This is a genomic window from Vibrio sp. 10N.222.55.C6, assembly GCF_041473395.1.
GTDB lineage: Bacteria > Pseudomonadota > Gammaproteobacteria > Enterobacterales > Vibrionaceae > Vibrio > Vibrio crassostreae_C.
This window is the reverse complement of record NZ_JBFRSD010000021.1, coordinates 97,413-113,878: the sequence shown is the minus strand read 5'-3', so window position 1 is coordinate 113,878 and position 16,466 is coordinate 97,413. Positions and strand designations below refer to the sequence as shown.

At 43.9% G+C, this 16,466-nt stretch carries 13 protein-coding genes; 7 read left to right on the top strand and 6 right to left on the bottom strand.

Annotation, left to right across the window (positions count from 1 at the left end; translation table 11 throughout):
• Nucleotides 1-56: 56 nt before the first annotated feature.
• Nucleotides 57-563 (bottom strand): DUF4442 domain-containing protein, encoded by a 507-nt coding sequence (locus AB4486_RS15005; RefSeq protein ID WP_017061955.1) that lies wholly within the window; start codon nucleotides 561-563, stop codon nucleotides 57-59.
• 207 nt (nucleotides 564-770) lie between these two features.
• Between AB4486_RS15005 and fcrX the strand changes: the two genes are divergently transcribed.
• Together fcrX and AB4486_RS14995 are read left to right on the top strand one after the other, a co-directional pair.
• The gene (gene fcrX / locus AB4486_RS15000; protein WP_017061956.1) at nucleotides 771-1,217 is read left to right on the top strand and encodes a ferric iron uptake transcriptional regulator FcrX; all 447 of its coding nucleotides are present in this window, start codon (nucleotides 771-773) and stop codon (nucleotides 1,215-1,217) included.
• A gap of 57 nt (nucleotides 1,218-1,274) precedes the next feature.
• Complete coding sequence (locus AB4486_RS14995) at nucleotides 1,275-1,892, top strand: prepilin-type N-terminal cleavage/methylation domain-containing protein (RefSeq protein ID WP_371724299.1); 618 nt, start codon at nucleotides 1,275-1,277, stop codon at nucleotides 1,890-1,892.
• 132 nt (nucleotides 1,893-2,024) lie between these two features.
• Here AB4486_RS14995 and glnS read toward each other — a convergent pair whose 3' ends face one another.
• Both glnS and nagE read right to left on the bottom strand, forming a co-directional pair.
• Entirely contained in the window at nucleotides 2,025-3,692 is a 1,668-nt protein-coding gene (gene glnS / locus AB4486_RS14990; protein ID WP_017063407.1) for a glutamine--tRNA ligase, read from the bottom strand.
• 299 nt (nucleotides 3,693-3,991) lie between these two features.
• Nucleotides 3,992-5,542, bottom strand: a complete 1,551-nt coding sequence (gene nagE / locus AB4486_RS14985; RefSeq protein WP_032545860.1) for an N-acetylglucosamine-specific PTS transporter subunit IIBC — start codon at nucleotides 5,540-5,542, stop codon at nucleotides 3,992-3,994.
• A gap of 475 nt (nucleotides 5,543-6,017) precedes the next feature.
• Between nagE and nagA the strand changes: the two genes are divergently transcribed.
• From nagA to asnB, 4 genes are all read left to right on the top strand, one after another.
• Nucleotides 6,018-7,154 (top strand): N-acetylglucosamine-6-phosphate deacetylase, encoded by a 1,137-nt coding sequence (gene nagA / locus AB4486_RS14980; RefSeq protein WP_017062193.1) that lies wholly within the window; start codon nucleotides 6,018-6,020, stop codon nucleotides 7,152-7,154.
• Between the two features lie 2 nt (nucleotides 7,155-7,156).
• Nucleotides 7,157-8,371: an ROK family protein gene (locus AB4486_RS14975; RefSeq protein ID WP_017062194.1), complete on the top strand. Its 1,215-nt coding sequence runs from the start codon at nucleotides 7,157-7,159 to the stop codon at nucleotides 8,369-8,371.
• 83 nt (nucleotides 8,372-8,454) lie between these two features.
• A complete protein-coding gene (locus AB4486_RS14970; protein ID WP_017062195.1) occupies nucleotides 8,455-10,041 on the top strand; it encodes a cation:proton antiporter family protein in 1,587 nt (528 codons plus the stop codon).
• A gap of 235 nt (nucleotides 10,042-10,276) precedes the next feature.
• A complete protein-coding gene (gene asnB, locus AB4486_RS14965) occupies nucleotides 10,277-11,947 on the top strand; it encodes an asparagine synthase B (RefSeq protein ID WP_017062196.1) in 1,671 nt (556 codons plus the stop codon).
• Between the two features lie 78 nt (nucleotides 11,948-12,025).
• Here the strand turns inward: asnB and rfaH are convergent, their stop codons facing one another.
• Nucleotides 12,026-12,532 (bottom strand): transcription/translation regulatory transformer protein RfaH, encoded by a 507-nt coding sequence (gene rfaH, locus AB4486_RS14960; RefSeq protein ID WP_017068990.1) that lies wholly within the window; start codon nucleotides 12,530-12,532, stop codon nucleotides 12,026-12,028.
• 501 nt (nucleotides 12,533-13,033) lie between these two features.
• Between rfaH and AB4486_RS14955 the strand changes: the two genes are divergently transcribed.
• The gene (locus AB4486_RS14955) at nucleotides 13,034-14,431 is read left to right on the top strand and encodes a peptide MFS transporter (protein ID WP_372102834.1); all 1,398 of its coding nucleotides are present in this window, start codon (nucleotides 13,034-13,036) and stop codon (nucleotides 14,429-14,431) included.
• A gap of 123 nt (nucleotides 14,432-14,554) precedes the next feature.
• Here AB4486_RS14955 and hemH read toward each other — a convergent pair whose 3' ends face one another.
• A complete protein-coding gene (gene hemH / locus AB4486_RS14950; protein ID WP_017063404.1) occupies nucleotides 14,555-15,517 on the bottom strand; it encodes a ferrochelatase in 963 nt (320 codons plus the stop codon).
• A 277-nt stretch (nucleotides 15,518-15,794) separates the two neighbouring features.
• Nucleotides 15,795-16,439 carry an adenylate kinase gene (gene adk, locus AB4486_RS14945; RefSeq protein WP_017062200.1) on the bottom strand — a complete coding sequence of 215 codons (645 nt, stop codon included), beginning with the start codon at nucleotides 16,437-16,439 and terminating at the stop codon, nucleotides 15,795-15,797.
• Nucleotides 16,440-16,466 lie beyond the last annotated feature (27 nt).

Below are 16,466 nucleotides of genomic sequence, written 5' to 3'. Positions count from 1 at the left end.
TAAGTGAACGGCATTACCTCCTTATAGGAGGTTTTTTGCTATTTAAAATCTATTAATTAGCACTCAGCCTCTAATGCTTCATCATCATCTCTAAATTGCGGCTTCTTTCTTACATAGAGGGTGCGTTGAATTTCTGAAACCACATTACCCTGCTTATCTTTCACGTGAATAATAAATTCGGGGAAACACTTTTCACCGAGTTGCGTCTGACGATAGATATCGTCAAGCTGCCCTTGCCTTATCTCAAAATCTGCATACAAGTCCGATTGCCCCGGCTTGATGAAGTTAATGCTCGCTTCTTTATCCCAAACATAATATCGTTCACCTAAAATTCCCATTAACATCAATGAGTAAACGGGATCGGTAAGAGAAAAGATACTGCCGCCATATTGAGTACGATTGGCGTTCTTATTCCACCAGCGTAGCTTAAGTACTGTCTTAACAACCCTAAAGTCAGTGCTAATGTGGGCTATTCGAATACCCGCTCCCCAAAAGGGAGGCCAAATATTAAGAGCAAATTTTACAATGTTGGGTTTATATATTTTTGCGAGTTGCTTATTCATAACAACATTCCATGTTCATATCAGAAACACCGTCACCTTGACTGGTCGTACCTCCACTATAAGTGAGATACTTCCAATTTACAAAACAGATTGTGATGTCAGTAAGTAACCCTTTGAAGTTCGTGGTTTATTGTTATGCCTGACTAAACTATAATGGTATTAATATTGAATTCTGTTAATTGCTGCAGATCATCAACAGGAAAGTATATGTCAGACAATAATCAAGCGCTAAAAGATGCAGGTCTTAAAGTGACCCTTCCACGGCTCAAAATTTTAGAAGTATTACAACAGCCAGACTGCCAACATATTAGTGCTGAAGATTTATATAAGAAGCTGATCGACCTAGGTGAAGAAATCGGTCTTGCAACCGTTTATCGAGTACTTAACCAATTCGATGACGCTGGCATTGTAACTCGTCACCACTTCGAAGGCGGCAAGTCTGTATTTGAACTTTCTACACAGCACCACCACGACCACCTTGTATGTTTAGATTGTGGCGAAGTGATCGAATTCTCTGATGACATCATCGAAGAAAGACAGAAAGAGATTGCTCAGCGTTACAACGTGCAACTAACAAACCACAGTTTGTACTTGTACGGCAAAAGCATTAACGGAGATTGCAAAGGCAATCCAGACGCGCATAAAGCGAAGTAGTAATACAGAACGCTGGCTTAGGCCGGCGTTTTTTATATAGGGCATCATAAAGTATCCATGAAAAGAATCCCGCTAGTTAAGGCTTTTACTTTAATTGAGATGTTGGTTGTTGTAGTGATTATTGCAGTGCTTGCTATTGTTGCCCTTCCCCGTTTTCTTAACATTCAAACCGATGGCCGTATCGCTCTGTTTGACGCTGCTCAATCTCAATTTCAAACTGCGATCACGTTTGCTCACAGTAAATGGCTGGTCAGCGGCGGCGGCAACGCTGAAATGAATGACATGCCAGGTTTTGGGGAAGACGGAGACGGCAATGCTCAATTGGACATAAATGACGTCGGCTACCCACTCGGCGTCGATAAAGGCAACCCTATGGGGCAGCCTTACAACATAGGTCAAGGTGACCAAGGGTGTGTGTCAATATGGAATGCCATTATGACAACCGACCTGACCGCTACTACAGACCCGAACCAGTCCAACAATTTTGATTTTATTACCCGCCGTCAAAACCATAGTTTTGTTGCCAAAGACGATACTCCTCAAAACAAACTCGCGCTTTGCTACTTCATCTACACTGGAGTCGATTTCGACAGCGATCCTGGTAATGCAGGTTATGTTTTCTGGTACAACTCACGCACGGGTGAAGTAACCCAACAAGACCCTAATAATCCCTAAAACTCTGGCTCTAGTGCTTAAAACGCTAGTTGGTCACTAGAAACACCTTGGTAATCAAATTTAAGACACAAAAAAACCGGCTCTAAGCCGGTTTTTTATTGGGTCGTTTTTAACAAACTAAATACTCAAGCATTAAGCTTCAGTTTTACCCCATGTGTCACGTAGACCAACCGTGCGGTTGAAGACTAGTGCATCTGCTTTAGAGTCTTTCGAATCCACACAGAAGTAACCTGTACGTTCAAACTGGTACGCTTGCTCTGCCACACCTTCTGCTAAGCTAGGTTCAACAAAACCATTTAGCGTAACAAGAGATTCAGGGTTTAGCGTTGCAGCGAAGTCATCAGCAGCGGCTGGGTTTGGCACTGTGAATAGACGATCGTACAAACGAATCTCAGCAGGCAGTGCTTTATCAGCAGATACCCAGTGGATAACGCCTTTCACTTTGCGGCCATCTGCAGGGTTCTTACCCAATGTTTCATTGTCGTAAGAACAGAAGATAGTCGTAATGTTGCCTTCTGCATCTTTTTCGATACGTTCAGCTTTGATCACGTAAGCACCACGCAGGCGAACTTCTTTACCTAGAACCAAACGCTTGTACTTTTTGTTTGCTTCTTCACGGAAGTCGTCACGTTCGATCCAAACTTCGCGTGTAAATGGAACTTCACGAGTACCCATTTCTGGCTTGTTCGGGTGGTTTGCAACCGTTAGCGTTTCTACTGTATCTGCTTCGTAGTTTTCGATAACGATCTTAACTGGATCCAGAACAGCCATTGCACGAGGTGCATTTTCGTTCAGATCATCACGGATGCAAGATTCAAGTGAACCGAACTCAATCATGTTCTCTTGCTTAGTTACACCAATACGCTTACAGAATTCACGAATCGAGCTTGAAGTAAAACCACGACGACGTAGGCCAGAAATAGTAGGCATGCGTGGGTCATCCCAACCTTGAACTAGGTTTTCAACCACAAGTTGGTTCAGCTTACGCTTAGACATCACTGTATATTCAAGATTCAGGCGGCTAAACTCGTACTGACGAGGTTGGCAGTCAATCGTGATGTTATCTAGAACCCAATCGTACAAACGACGGTTATCTTGGAATTCAAGCGTACAGATAGAGTGCGTAATACCTTCCAGCGCATCAGAGATACAGTGAGTAAAGTCGTACATTGGGTAAATGCACCACTTGTCAGCCGTTTGATGGTGGTGAGCAAAACGAACACGGTAGATAACAGGATCGCGCATAACCATGAACGAAGAGCTCATGTCGATCTTAGCACGTAGACACGCTTTACCTTCTTCAAAGCCACCGTCACGCATTTTTTCAAACAACGCTAGGTTCTCTTCAGGGCTGCGGTCACGGTATGGGCTCGCTTTACCAGGCTCTTTTAGCGTGCCACGGTACTCACGGATTTGATCAGGACTTAGCTCGTCAACATACGCTAAGCCTTTATTAATTAATTCCACAGCATAAGCATAAAGCGTATCGAAGTAGTTTGATGAGTAACAAATATCACCAGACCATTCGAAGCCTAACCAGCTTACATCATTCTTAATTGACTCAACGTATTCAACGTCTTCTTTTTCAGGGTTTGTATCATCGAAACGAAGATTACATTGTCCCTGGTAGTCCTGAGCAATACCAAAGTTCAAGCAAATAGATTTAGCGTGACCAATGTGCAGGTAGCCATTTGGCTCCGGCGGGAAACGAGTATGCACGCTACTGTGTGTACCATCCGCTAAATCTTTATCAATAATTTGGCGAATGAAATTCGATGGACGAGCCTCAGCTTCACTCATCTATAGCACCTCTATGTATTTAGTATTGTCAGAGAAAGTTATCTTTCGTCCCCAAGAAAACGGTCGCTTATAGCGCCAGTCAAAGATAGAAAGATCATTGTTGCTAATCATCCACAATTCTTAGCCTTTGCACAATAAGAACCGTCCGTTAATTGCGATTATTTCTGCTATTCGATGAAGAATAGAACGAACCGTGTTCGCTGGTCTTAAACTGCAGGCACAAAAAAGCCTCCCGTGTGGGAGGCTTTCAATTTGACACTTACTTAAGAGTAACTTTACGTCTTAATTAAGTACTTCCCTTACTGTGGAAGTTTTACATCAGATAGGTCTTCGCCTGCACCAATAGCTTTCATTTCGCCAGCTACGATTTCAGCTAGTGGGCCTAGGATAACCTGTAGGTTGTTTTCACCTAGTTTAACCACACCTTTAGCACCAAGTTTCTTAAGAACAACTTCATCTGCAACAGAGCGGTCTTTAAGAGTTAGACGTAGACGAGTGATACAAGCGTCGATTGAAGTTAGGTTGTCGTGACCACCTAGAGCTTTCAGGTATTGACGTGCAAGGTCGCCCTTTGGTGCTTCGCCAGCAGGAGCTGCAACAGCTTCGTCATCATCTTCACGACCTGGCGATTTCAAGTTGAAAGCGCGGATTGCGAAAGAGAAAGTGAAGAAGTATAGAGCACCGAAGCCAAGACCGATTAGTAGTAGTACGAATGGTTTAGTTGCTAGACCCCAGTTCAATACGAAGTCGATAAGACCAGCAGAGAAACCGAAACCGTGCAGAGTACCAAACATGTTAGCAACTACTAGAGACAAACCTGTAAATACAGCGTGCATTGCGTATAGAGCAGGAGCTAGGAATACGAACATGAATTCTAGCGGCTCTGTGATACCTGTTAGGAATGAACAGAATGCAACTGAGAATAGTGCGCCACCAACTTGGCTACGTTTTTCAGCAGGAGCAGCTAGGTACATTGCAAGTGCAGCACCTGGTAGACCGAACATCATTACTGGGAAGAAACCGTTCATGAATACGCCAGCGCCTTTATCGCCGCCGAAGAAACGGTGTAGGTCGCCAGATTTAACTGTTTCAGTTACTTCTTTAACAGTTGCAACAATTTCTGGGTTAACTGAGTTAGCAAATTCAAATGTGTACTCTTGACCAACAACTAAAGTTTTAGCTAGTGCAGGGTCAACACAAAGTTGAGAGAAGCCTTCTGCAGCAACTACGATCTCTTGACAAGAGCCCATACCGAACCAGAAGTACGAGTTCAGTACATGGTGTAGACCTACTGGGATAAGTGCACGGTTAAGAGTACCGTAAACAAATTGACCGATAGCGCCAGACGTTGAAACTGCGTGAGCAAGTGCATCTAGACCAGATTGAACAGCAGGCCATACAACACCAAAGATTGCGCCAGCAACTAGAGCAAATAGACCAGCCATAATAGGAACTAGACGTTTGCCAGAGAAGAATGCTAGCCACTCTGGAAGACGAGTCGCGTGGAATGCATTGTAAGAGTGACCTGCGATGATACCTGCAAAGATACCGCCGAAGAATGACATATTTACACTAGCATCGATGTTTGTTGCGGTTGCTGTCAGAACAAAGTAAGCAACTGCACCAGCAAGACCTGCTGCGCCGTTACCGTCTTTAGAAAGACCAATAGCTATACCCAAACCAAACAATAATGGTAGTTGACTGAAGATTGCGTTACCAGCAGATGCCATGAATGCGATATCGAGTAAGTCTGGTTGACCCAGACGTAGCAGCAATGCCGCAATCGGAAGCGTTGCGATTGGTAGCATTAACGCCTTACCAAGCTTCTGCGCATATCCTAGAATATTCACCAGTTGTTTCCCCCTATAGGATTTTTTAGAATTCGTTTGAGAAACTTATTTTAGTCGCTCAATTTAGTCCTATTCAGTGTATTCAATTAATTTTGCCCCGCAAATTAAAACCTTACCATTTGTGATCCTAATCACCAGTTTTTACCAAATCCAGAGGTTTTTGCTAGCGAGATCATAAAACTTATTTTATCATTCAAAAAAATGAACATTTATGGATAAAATCCAAATCTAATCATTAGGCAAAAAGATGGTAACTCCGGGCTTATAGAGCACCGTGAATAATCATTATTGATGGACCTAAATGTATAATAAAAATCAATTGTTCATATGTTTTTCAACAACTTAAATCGCTTATCATTTTGAAGCCGTTTGCCCATAAAAGATAAATCGTTACGTAAATGATGCTCGCAAACTAAGTCCGCATTTAGGTAACGAACGAATTTAAAAGATCTCACGAAATAAGGATTAGCTGACTATGTACGCGCTAAGTAACTGTAAAATTTACACTGGTAGTGATGTTCTAACCGATCATGCTGTTGTAATCGAAAACGAACTGATCAAAAAAGTCTGTCCTATCTCTGAATTGCCAGAAGGAATCGAGCTTCGCGACCTAGACGGAGCAAACCTAAGCCCAGGTTTCATTGACCTACAACTGAATGGTTGTGGCGGTGTAATGCTTAACGATGAGATCACTGCAGAAACCATGCAGATCATGCACAAAGCAAACCTGAAATCTGGCTGTACTAGCTTCCTACCAACGCTTATCACCTCTTCAGACGAAGATATGCGTGCGGTTATTACGGCAGCTCGTGAATACCATAACCAATACCAAAACCAATCTTTAGGTCTGCACCTTGAAGGCCCTTACCTAAACGTTGCGAAAAAAGGCATCCATAGCGTCGATCACATTCGTAAATCTGACAACGAAATGATTGAGCTTATCTGTGAGAACCGTGACCTTGTTGCAAAAGTTACATTGGCTCCAGAGCTTAACGACCCTGAACACATCGAACGCCTGCACAAAGCTGGCGTTGTCGTTTCTATCGGCCACACCAACGCAACTTACGCAGAAGCGCGTCAAGGTTTCGAATCTGGTATCACGTTCGCCACTCACCTGTTCAATGCAATGACGCCGATGGTTGGTCGTGAGCCTGGCGTTGTTGGCGCGATTTACGATACTCCTGAGGTTTACGCTGGCATTATTGCCGACGGCTTCCACGTTGATTACGCAAACATCAGAATTGCGCATAAAATCAAGGGAGAAAAGTTGGTATTAGTGACGGATGCCACAGCTCCTGCAGGTGCTGACATGGAATACTTTATTTTTGTCGGTAAGAAAGTATATTACCGTGATGGTAAGTGTGTTGATGAAAACGGCACACTGGGCGGCTCAGCTCTGACTATGATTGAAGCAGTTCAGAATACAGTTGAGCACGCTGGTATCGCTTTAGACGAAGCTCTTCGCATGGCTACGCTATACCCAGCTACGGCTATCGGTGTAGAAAGCAAGCTAGGTCGAATCAAAAAAGGCATGGTTGCAAACCTAGCTGTATTTGACCGAGACTTTAACGTTAAAGCGACTGTTGTTAACGGACAATACGAGCACAATTAAGTATGAATGGCGGACAAATAGGTAACGTAGACTTAGTTAAACAACTAAACAGTGCGGCGGTATACCGACTTATAGACCAACAGGGACCTATCAGTCGTATACAAGTGGCTGATGTAAGCCAACTCGCACCGGCAAGTGTTACAAAAATTACCCGCCAACTTTTAGAGCGCGGCCTAATTAAAGAGGTTGCGCAGCAAGCGTCTACTGGCGGTAGACGCGCTATCTCCCTAACCACAGAAGTAGAGCCTTTTCATTCTGTTGCTGTGCGTTTGGGTCGAGACTACATTCAAATAAGCCTGCATGACCTTGGTGGTCGTGAATTGGCTTTCCAACAGCAAGACCTGAATTATTCAGACCAATCAGATCTTACCCAAGGCTTGGTCAATAACCTCAAAGCTTTCATTGCTGAGCATCAACCAAAGATCGATCAACTGATTGCTATTGGTGTCACGCTTCCAGGCTTGGTTAACCCAACGACCGGTGTTGTTGAGTACATGCCGAATACCGACATCGATAACCTCGCATTAAGCGACATTATTCGCGATACATTCCATGTTGCTTGTTTTGTTGGTAACGATGTTCGTGGAATGGCGCTTGCTGAGCACTACTTCGGTGCAAGTAAAGATAGCCAAGATTCTATTTTGGTCAGTGTTCACCGTGGTACAGGTGCAGGTATTATCGTTAATGGTCAGGTTTTCCTAGGTCATAACCGTAATGTGGGTGAAATTGGTCATATCCAAATTGATCCGCTAGGCGAGCAATGCCAATGTGGTAACTTCGGCTGTCTTGAAACAGTAGCGGCAAACCCAGCTATCGTTGAACGCGTGCAGAAGCTGATTAAACAAGGCTATGAGTCTTCTTTAACAGAGCTTGAGCATATTACGATTCAAGACGTTTGTGACCACGCGATTAATGGTGATGAGCTAGCCAAGCAAAGCTTAGTTCGAGTAGGAAACCAGTTAGGTAAGGCTATCGCGATGACGATTAACTTATTTAACCCTCAAAAAGTTATCATTGCTGGTGATATTACCAAGGCACAAGAGATTGTTTTTCCTGCAATTAAGCGCAATGTAGAGAATCAGTCGTTAACGACTTTCCATAGCGGCCTGCCTATTGTAGCATCACAGATCGATAAACATCCTACGATGGGAGCTTTTGCTATGATTAAGCGCGCCATGCTTAACGGCGTGTTACTGCAGAAGCTTCTCGAAGACTAGAGAAAACAATTCTGATTTTCCGCGGGCCGTGTTTGTATAAACACGGCCCGTTTTTTTAAGCTAGGGAACTACAACAACAAGTTATGGAACTTATATTAATATCCACTGCGTTTATCGCAGGATTTATTGCTTTAAAGTGTCACCTTCCCCCATTAGTTGGTTTTTTGGTTGCAGGCTTTGGGCTTTTTGCCTTTGGCTTTGAAACCAATGACACCATCATTACTTTAGCTGACCTTGGTGTCACGCTGCTTCTATTTACTATCGGCTTAAAGCTCGATATCAAAACCCTACTCTCTAAAGAGATCTGGGCTGGCGCGACAATCCACAACCTTTTGTCCACTCTGTTTTTCGCCGTCGCCCTGTTTGGCTTTAAGTTCTTAGGTATTTCATCGCTAGCTGCCATGTCGGTAGAACAGATCGTTCTGCTCGGTTTTGCTCTTTCATTCTCTAGTACTGTATTTGCGGTTAAGACTCTGCAAGAGAAAGGCGAAATGAATGCGACCTACGGAACGTTAGCGATTGGTATCTTGGTCATGCAGGATATCTTCGCCGTAGTATTCTTAACGGCTTCTACGGGCAAAATACCTGAGTGGTATGCAATTGCTCTGTTTGCCCTACCCTTATTACGCCCACTGTTCTACAAAGTGCTCGATTGGGTTGGTCACGGTGAGATGCTGGTTCTTTCCGGCATCTTCTTCGCATTAGTCGTCGGTGCTGGTTTATTCCATTTGGTTGGTGTGAAACCAGATTTGGGGGCTCTTGTTCTAGGTATGTTACTTGCTGGTCACCCAAAAGCCTCAGAATTATCAAAGTCGCTGTTTAACCTTAAAGAACTTTTCCTTGTCTGTTTCTTCTTGAATATTGGTCTGTCAGAGCAACCAACCATTCAAGGCTTTATGCTCGCAATCTTGTTCTTGCTGATGCTGCCAGTGAAAGGTGTTCTCTACTTCTTGGTACTCAACCGCTTCAAGTTCCGTGTTCGAACGTCTCTACTTGCCTCGCTATCACTGTTTAACTATAGCGAGTTTGGCCTCATCGTTGGTGGTCTCGCCTTCAAGATGGGTTGGATGTCGGGTGATATCTTAGTTGCCGTTGCCATTGCAGTTTCACTGTCTTTTCTAATCGCTGCTCCTTTAAACCGAGCTGGTCATAAGCTTTATCAGCAGTCAGGTAAATGGCTAAAAGAGCATGCGTCAGAAAAGCTTCACCGACGTGATAAGCGAATTGACCCTGGTCGTGCCCAAGTGCTTATTCTAGGTATGGGCCGAATTGGTACCGGTGCTTATGACGAATTACGTACTCGCTATGGCAAGGTCAGCCTAGGTGTAGAAGTGCGTGAAGAAGCCGCGCACAACCACAGAAGCCAAGGCAGAAACGTGATTTCTGGCGACGCGACTGACCCAGATTTCTGGGAGCGAATTCTAGATACAGCAAACGTAAAGCTGGTGATTTTGGCAATGCCTCACCACCAAGGTAATCAAACCGCTTTAGAACAATTAAAGTCACGTAACTTTAAAGGCCAAATTGCGGCTATTGCTGAATATCCCGATCAACTCGAAACACTGAAAGAGAATGGCGTTGATGCGGCATTTAACATTTACAGCGAGGCTGGTAGTGGTTTTGCTCGCCACGTTTGCGAACAGTTAAATCCAAATATCAATAAAATCTAGTATTAGACAGTGTTCAACTAAACCTCTCAAAACTGCCTATTTTTCGCAATTTTGAGAGGTTTTTGTTTAAAAAACCAACCGCAATTAAACATCACACACCAAAAGCACATAAAAATTAGATAATTTCTAACAGAACACCCTTTATATTATTTTTTTGCTCACATCCGGTTGCTTTTTTTAGCCAGAATGGCAAATTGAATGCAGTTGATTTGGAAATTATTTAAAAGGAAGTTCTATGTGTTCAGTATTTGGCATTCTCGACATTAAAAGTGATGCCGCAGCACTTCGCCCTATTGCTTTAGAAATGTCTAAGAAGCTTCGTCACCGTGGTCCAGACTGGTCTGGTATCTATGCTGGTGAAAAAGCAATCCTTGCTCATGAACGTCTTGCTATTGTTGGCTTGAACAGTGGTGCTCAACCACTATACAGTCAAGACAAAAAGCACATTCTTGCAGTAAACGGTGAAATTTATAACCACAAAGAACTTCGTGCACGCTATGAAGATAAGTACCAGTTCCAGACTGATTCTGACTGTGAAGTTATCCTAGCGCTATACCAAGAGATGGGTGCAGACCTTCTAGAAGAGCTTAACGGTATTTTCGCATTCGTTTTATACGACGAAGAGAAAGACGAGTACCTAGTGGGCCGCGATCATATTGGTATCATCCCGCTTTACCAAGGTTACGATGAGCACGGCAACTACTACGTGGCTTCAGAGATGAAAGCATTGGTTGAAGTATGTAAGACGATCAGTGAATTCCCTCCAGGTAGCTTCTACTCTTCGAAAGATGCTGAACCTCAACGCTACTACATCCGAGATTGGAACGAGTACGCTGCGGTACAAGGCAACAGCACAAGCAAAGAAGAACTGACTGAAGCGCTAGAAGCAGCAGTTAAACGTCAGCTAATGACTGACGTTCCTTACGGTGTACTTCTATCTGGCGGCCTTGATTCATCAATTACTTCAGCCGTCGCAAAACGCTTTGCTGCAATGCGTATCGAAGATGATGAGCAATCTGAAGCTTGGTGGCCACAACTGCACTCATTCGCTGTTGGCCTTGAAGGCGCACCAGACCTTATCGCTGCTCGTGAAGTTGCGGACAAGATCGGTACTGTGCACCACGAGATGACTTACACCATTCAGGAAGGCTTAGATGCCATCCGTGATGTTATCTACCACATCGAGACTTATGATGTAACGACGATTCGTGCATCAACGCCAATGTACTTGCTTGCTCGTAAGATCAAAGCAATGGGTATCAAAATGGTATTGTCTGGCGAAGGTGCTGATGAGATCTTTGGTGGTTACCTGTACTTCCATAAAGCGCCAAACGCGAAAGAGTTCCACGAAGAGACAGTACGTAAGCTACTTGCTCTAAGCATGTTCGACTGTGCTCGTGCAAACAAATCGCTAGCGGCATGGGGTGTTGAAGGCCGTGTACCATTCTTGGATAAAGAGTTCATCGATGTCGCAATGCGTCTAAACCCTGAAGACAAGATGTGTGGTAACGGTAAGATGGAGAAGCACATCTTGCGTGAGTGTTTTGAAGACTACCTACCAGATTCAATCGCATGGCGTCAAAAAGAGCAGTTCTCTGATGGTGTTGGCTACGATTGGATTGATACATTGAAAGCAACGGCTGAAGCAAAAGTAACGGATCAACAAATGGAAGCTGCTAAGTTCCGTTTCCCTTACAACACGCCAACAACCAAAGAAGGTTATGCTTACCGTGAAATCTTTGAGGAGCTATTCCCTCTAGAATCTGCGGCAGAGTGTGTACCTGGTGGTCCTTCAGTTGCTTGTTCATCAGCGAAAGCGATTGAGTGGGATGAGTCATTCAAAAACTGTGTCGACCCATCAGGCCGTGCAGTACAAGCCGTTCACAACGATGCTTACAACGCTTAGAGCGTTTTGAACAAATCCTAAAGACTAAAAAAGGCGCATTATGCGCCTTTTGTTTTAAGCCTATTTTTATTACTGCAGTTATGCGCGAGCTTGTAGTGCTTCGTTCTCAATACTGATTGGAACGACTTGGCTGATCATTTTCACCAGCATAATCGATCGAGCCTCACCGTCTTTCTGATCGAAAATAGCTTCAACCCCAGCAAATTGGCCACTCTGAATCTTAACTACCTGTCCAGATTCAAACTCAACACAACAATCTTCCACTTCGTTACTGCAGCACTTCTCAAACTCTTTAAGTTCAAACACCAAGTCTCCTTGGACCTCGTGCGGCAGTGAACCGAACTTAATAAAGTCCACAACGCCACGTGTTGAACGAACGGTCGTGAAGCTAGGACCTTGCTCATAGTCGAAGCGAACAAAGATGTAAGACGGAAACAGCGGTTCTTTGACCTGCTTTTCTTTCCCTCTCACCACCTTTTCGACTTCTATTTGAGGGTAAAAGCACTCTACCCCCTGATTCTCTAAGTGCTGCTGAGCGCGTTTTTGATCACCACGCTTACAGTAAAGCAAATACCAACGTTTCATTTGACTAGCCATTTTATATTTTTAGATATTTTACCACATGCCTAAAACGGTTAAATCACCATTAATAAAATGAATCGTTGCTAACGAAAAATAATGCGTAGCAGACCAATTTATCAACAAAAAGTTATAGGTGTCGGAGTGGTTAAGCATTGTACAGAGATCATTTAGAGATCAAAAGACTCATTGTTGTAAGCATATGTATGCCCCACCTAATGCGCATGCCACTCCCTTCAAACTCAAAATGATACACCAGAGCAATATATCTAAAGATTTTAATTCAACACAACTTTAATGAAGGTTATTAACCAACCAACTCAAATCTGGAAAATTAGTTTGCAGCACATCTAAAATGGGCAACATTAAAAATAAAGATATTTAATATCAACACCTTAGTTAAACCAAGTTGTCGTGACCATAAAATAAGTCTATTGCAGACTTTTATCCCACTGTGTATACATGAATGACCATAAAATCTTTTAATACCTAAAATTAGTAAAACTTATGCCAAGCAACCACAACATCTTTGGCCACCCTAGAGGCCTATTTCTACTTTTTAGCACAGAGCTATGGGAACGTTTCTCTTACTATGCGATGCGCGCCATCCTTGTCTTATTTTTGACTGACACTACCCTCAACGGTGGACTGGGTTGGTCAACGAAAAACGCACTCGATCTCTACGGTATTTACACCGGTTTAGTCTACATCACACCATTAATTGGTGGCTGGATTGCCGATAACTACCTAGGTCAGCGTAAATCAATTCTGATTGGCGGTGTATTAATGGCACTTGGCCAATTTACACTGGCTCTACCTAACGGCTTCATCGGTTTAGACCAAGTGAACGCTCTGTACCTTGGTTTAGCACTGCTAATCAGTGGTAACGGTATGTTTAAGCCGAACATCTCAACCATGGTTGGCGATCTGTACCAAGAAGGCGATAACCGCCGTGACGGTGCTTTCACCATTTTCTACATGGGCATCAACTTAGGTGCGCTGCTTGGTGGATTAATTTCAGGTGCTGCTGTCGATTCATTCGGTTGGAAAGCAGGTTTCCTAGCCGCTGGTATTGGTATGGTTATTAGCTTGATCATGCAAGTGACAATGGCTCAGTCTTGGTTAGGCAACATCGGTTCTGTACCTGCTGCTGCAAGAGCGAAAGCACTGAACAAATCTAAAGAAAAAGCGCCACTGACCAAAGAAGAGTTCGACAGACTAAAAGTGATTCTTATCATGGGTCTGTTCGTGATTGTATTCTGGGCGGGCTTTGAACAAGCTGGCGGCCTAATGAACATCTACACTCAACAATATACTGACCGTATGATTGGTGGCTTTGAAGTTCCTGCTGCGTGGTTCCAATCTTTGAACCCATTCTTCATCATTACACTTGCTCCAATCATTGCTGCGTTCTGGGTGAAACTGGGTAAGCGTGAACCCAACTCTCCTGTGAAGTTTGCAATGGCATTGTTCTTCTTAGCACTGGGCTTTGTGTGCATGATGGGCGCGGTAATGGAGCAAGGCGGTGACCTAACAGTGAAAACATCAATGCTATGGCTAGTCGGCGCTTTCTTCTTCCATACCCTTGGTGAGCTTTGTCTATCTCCTATTGGCCTGTCGTTGGTCACTAAGTTAGCTCCGCTTCGCCTAGCATCATTGATGATGGGTGCATGGTTTGGCTTCAATGCGGTGGCAAACTACGTGGCAGGCCTGGTTGGTTCTCACGTTGGTGAGCTTGGTGCTATGTCAATCTTCAGTGGTATTGCTATCACAGCAACGGTGAGTGGCATATTACTGCTGCTTTGTGCTGGTAAGCTTGTGTCATGGATGCACGGCGTAGAAACCAACATGACGCTTGAAGCAGAGCCTAAAGCTAAGCAAGCAACAGAGACATCTGCGGCTTAACTCTCAAGCTGTTTCAAAACGAAATATCCTGATCAAAAAGGGCTGCTCAATGAGCAGCCCTTTTGTTATTTGTATTATGCGCCTTAATGCTAACGATAAGTCATAATCAAGGCTCAGCATCTGTTAGCGATACAGCGCCACTAACTCTGCCATCATATCGATGTGCGAATCTCTGTCGTTCAGACACATAATGTAGCTAAAGTCCGAACCACCAGCGTCAATGAAAGTCTCTTTACACTGGTCTGAAATCTCTTCCAACGTTTCCAAACAGTCAACCGAAAAGGCAGGTGCCATAATGTCGATCTTCTTGATGCCTTTACTCGGCAGTGATTCAAGTGTCTCGTCAGTGTATGGCTTCAACCACTCTTCTCGACCAAATCGCGATTGGTATGTCATTGTGATATCGTCCGCTGACAAACCTAACTCTGCCGCAAGCAGCTTTGTTGTCGCTTCACAATGCTGAGGGTAGATATCGCCTTCATCAGCCAGTCGCTTCGGAATACCGTGGAAAGAACACACTAAATGATCGGCTCTGCCATTTTTATCCCAATGACTGCGGACGCTTTCAGCCAATGCTTTGGCATAGCTTGGGTGCGCGTAGTAGTCGCGAATAAAGCGATAGCTCGGGATAACTGGCATCTGCTTAAAGGCTTTGGTTAAACCATCAGAAACCGCCGCTGTGGTTGTACCAGAGTACTGCGGATATAAAGGCAGTACGATGATGTCCTCAACGCCCTGCTCCATCAGTTGCTCAACACCAGTCTTTAGGCTTGGGTTGCCATAGGTCATACCCAGTGCAACAGGCATCTCTAGCTTCTTCTGGAGCTTTTCAGCTTGTCTTTGAGAGTACACAAGCAGTGGTGAGCCTTCATCCATCCAGACAGACTGATACAGCTTAGCAACTTTAGGCGAGCGAATCGGTAAAATCACCCCATGTAATATAGGACACCAAAGCCAACGCGTTAGGTTTACAACTCGCTTGTCGTGTAAGAATTCACTCAAAAATCGACGAACGCCAGCGGGGGTCGCCGAATCTGGAGTTCCTAAGTTCACCAGTAAAACACCCTGCTTTTTATTATTTTCCATAGATACCTGAGACCAATATGTGATTTTCTGGAAAGTAATATACTAATCTGCATAAGTTTAAGATCATTGCGCCTCAATGAAAGTCTGAATAATCACTCTTCATATGAGATACACAACATCCACTCTCAATTGCTAGCCACTGCCATCGGGTCTGAACCGTTCTGAATCATGTGCAATCAAATTATCTAGATTGGTATCGTACTAAAAATTGAAACAAAAAAAGCGACCCTTAAGGTCGCTTCCAATATATCAAATTCTAAAACTGGCTGTTAGCCAATTATGCTAGTGCTTTCTCAAGTTCTGCACTAACTTCAGCAACTTGCTTAGTACCATCAAACTTAAGGTACTGAGTGTTGCCTGCTTCAGCTTCTTTACCGTAGTAAGAGATTAGCGGAGCTGTTTGATCGTGGTATACACCTAGACGTGCACGAACTGTTTCTTCTTTGTCGTCATCACGTACCACTAGGTCTTCACCCGTTACGTCATCTTTACCTTCTTCTTTAGGCGGATTGTACACAGTGTGGTATGTACGACCAGAAGGAAGGTGAGCACGACGACCAGCCATACGCTCAACAATCACATCGTCAGCTACGTCGAATTCAACAACGTAATCAACAGCGATGCCCATTTCTTTTAGGCCATCCGCTTGTGGGATTGTGCGTGGGAAACCGTCTAGTAGGAAACCTTTCTCACAGTCATCTTGAGCGATACGCTCTTTGATAAGACCAAGGATAATTTCATCAGAAACTAGCTGACCAGCGTCGATTACTGATTTTGCTTGCTTACCAAGCTCAGTACCCGCTTTGATAGCAGCACGTAGCATGTCACCAGTTGAAATTTGAGGGATACCAAATTTGTTCATGATGAAGTTAGCTTGAGTACCTTTACCCGCGCCAGGAGCACCTAGAAGAATGATGCGCATGTTTAATCCTCTTATAAAATTATGATT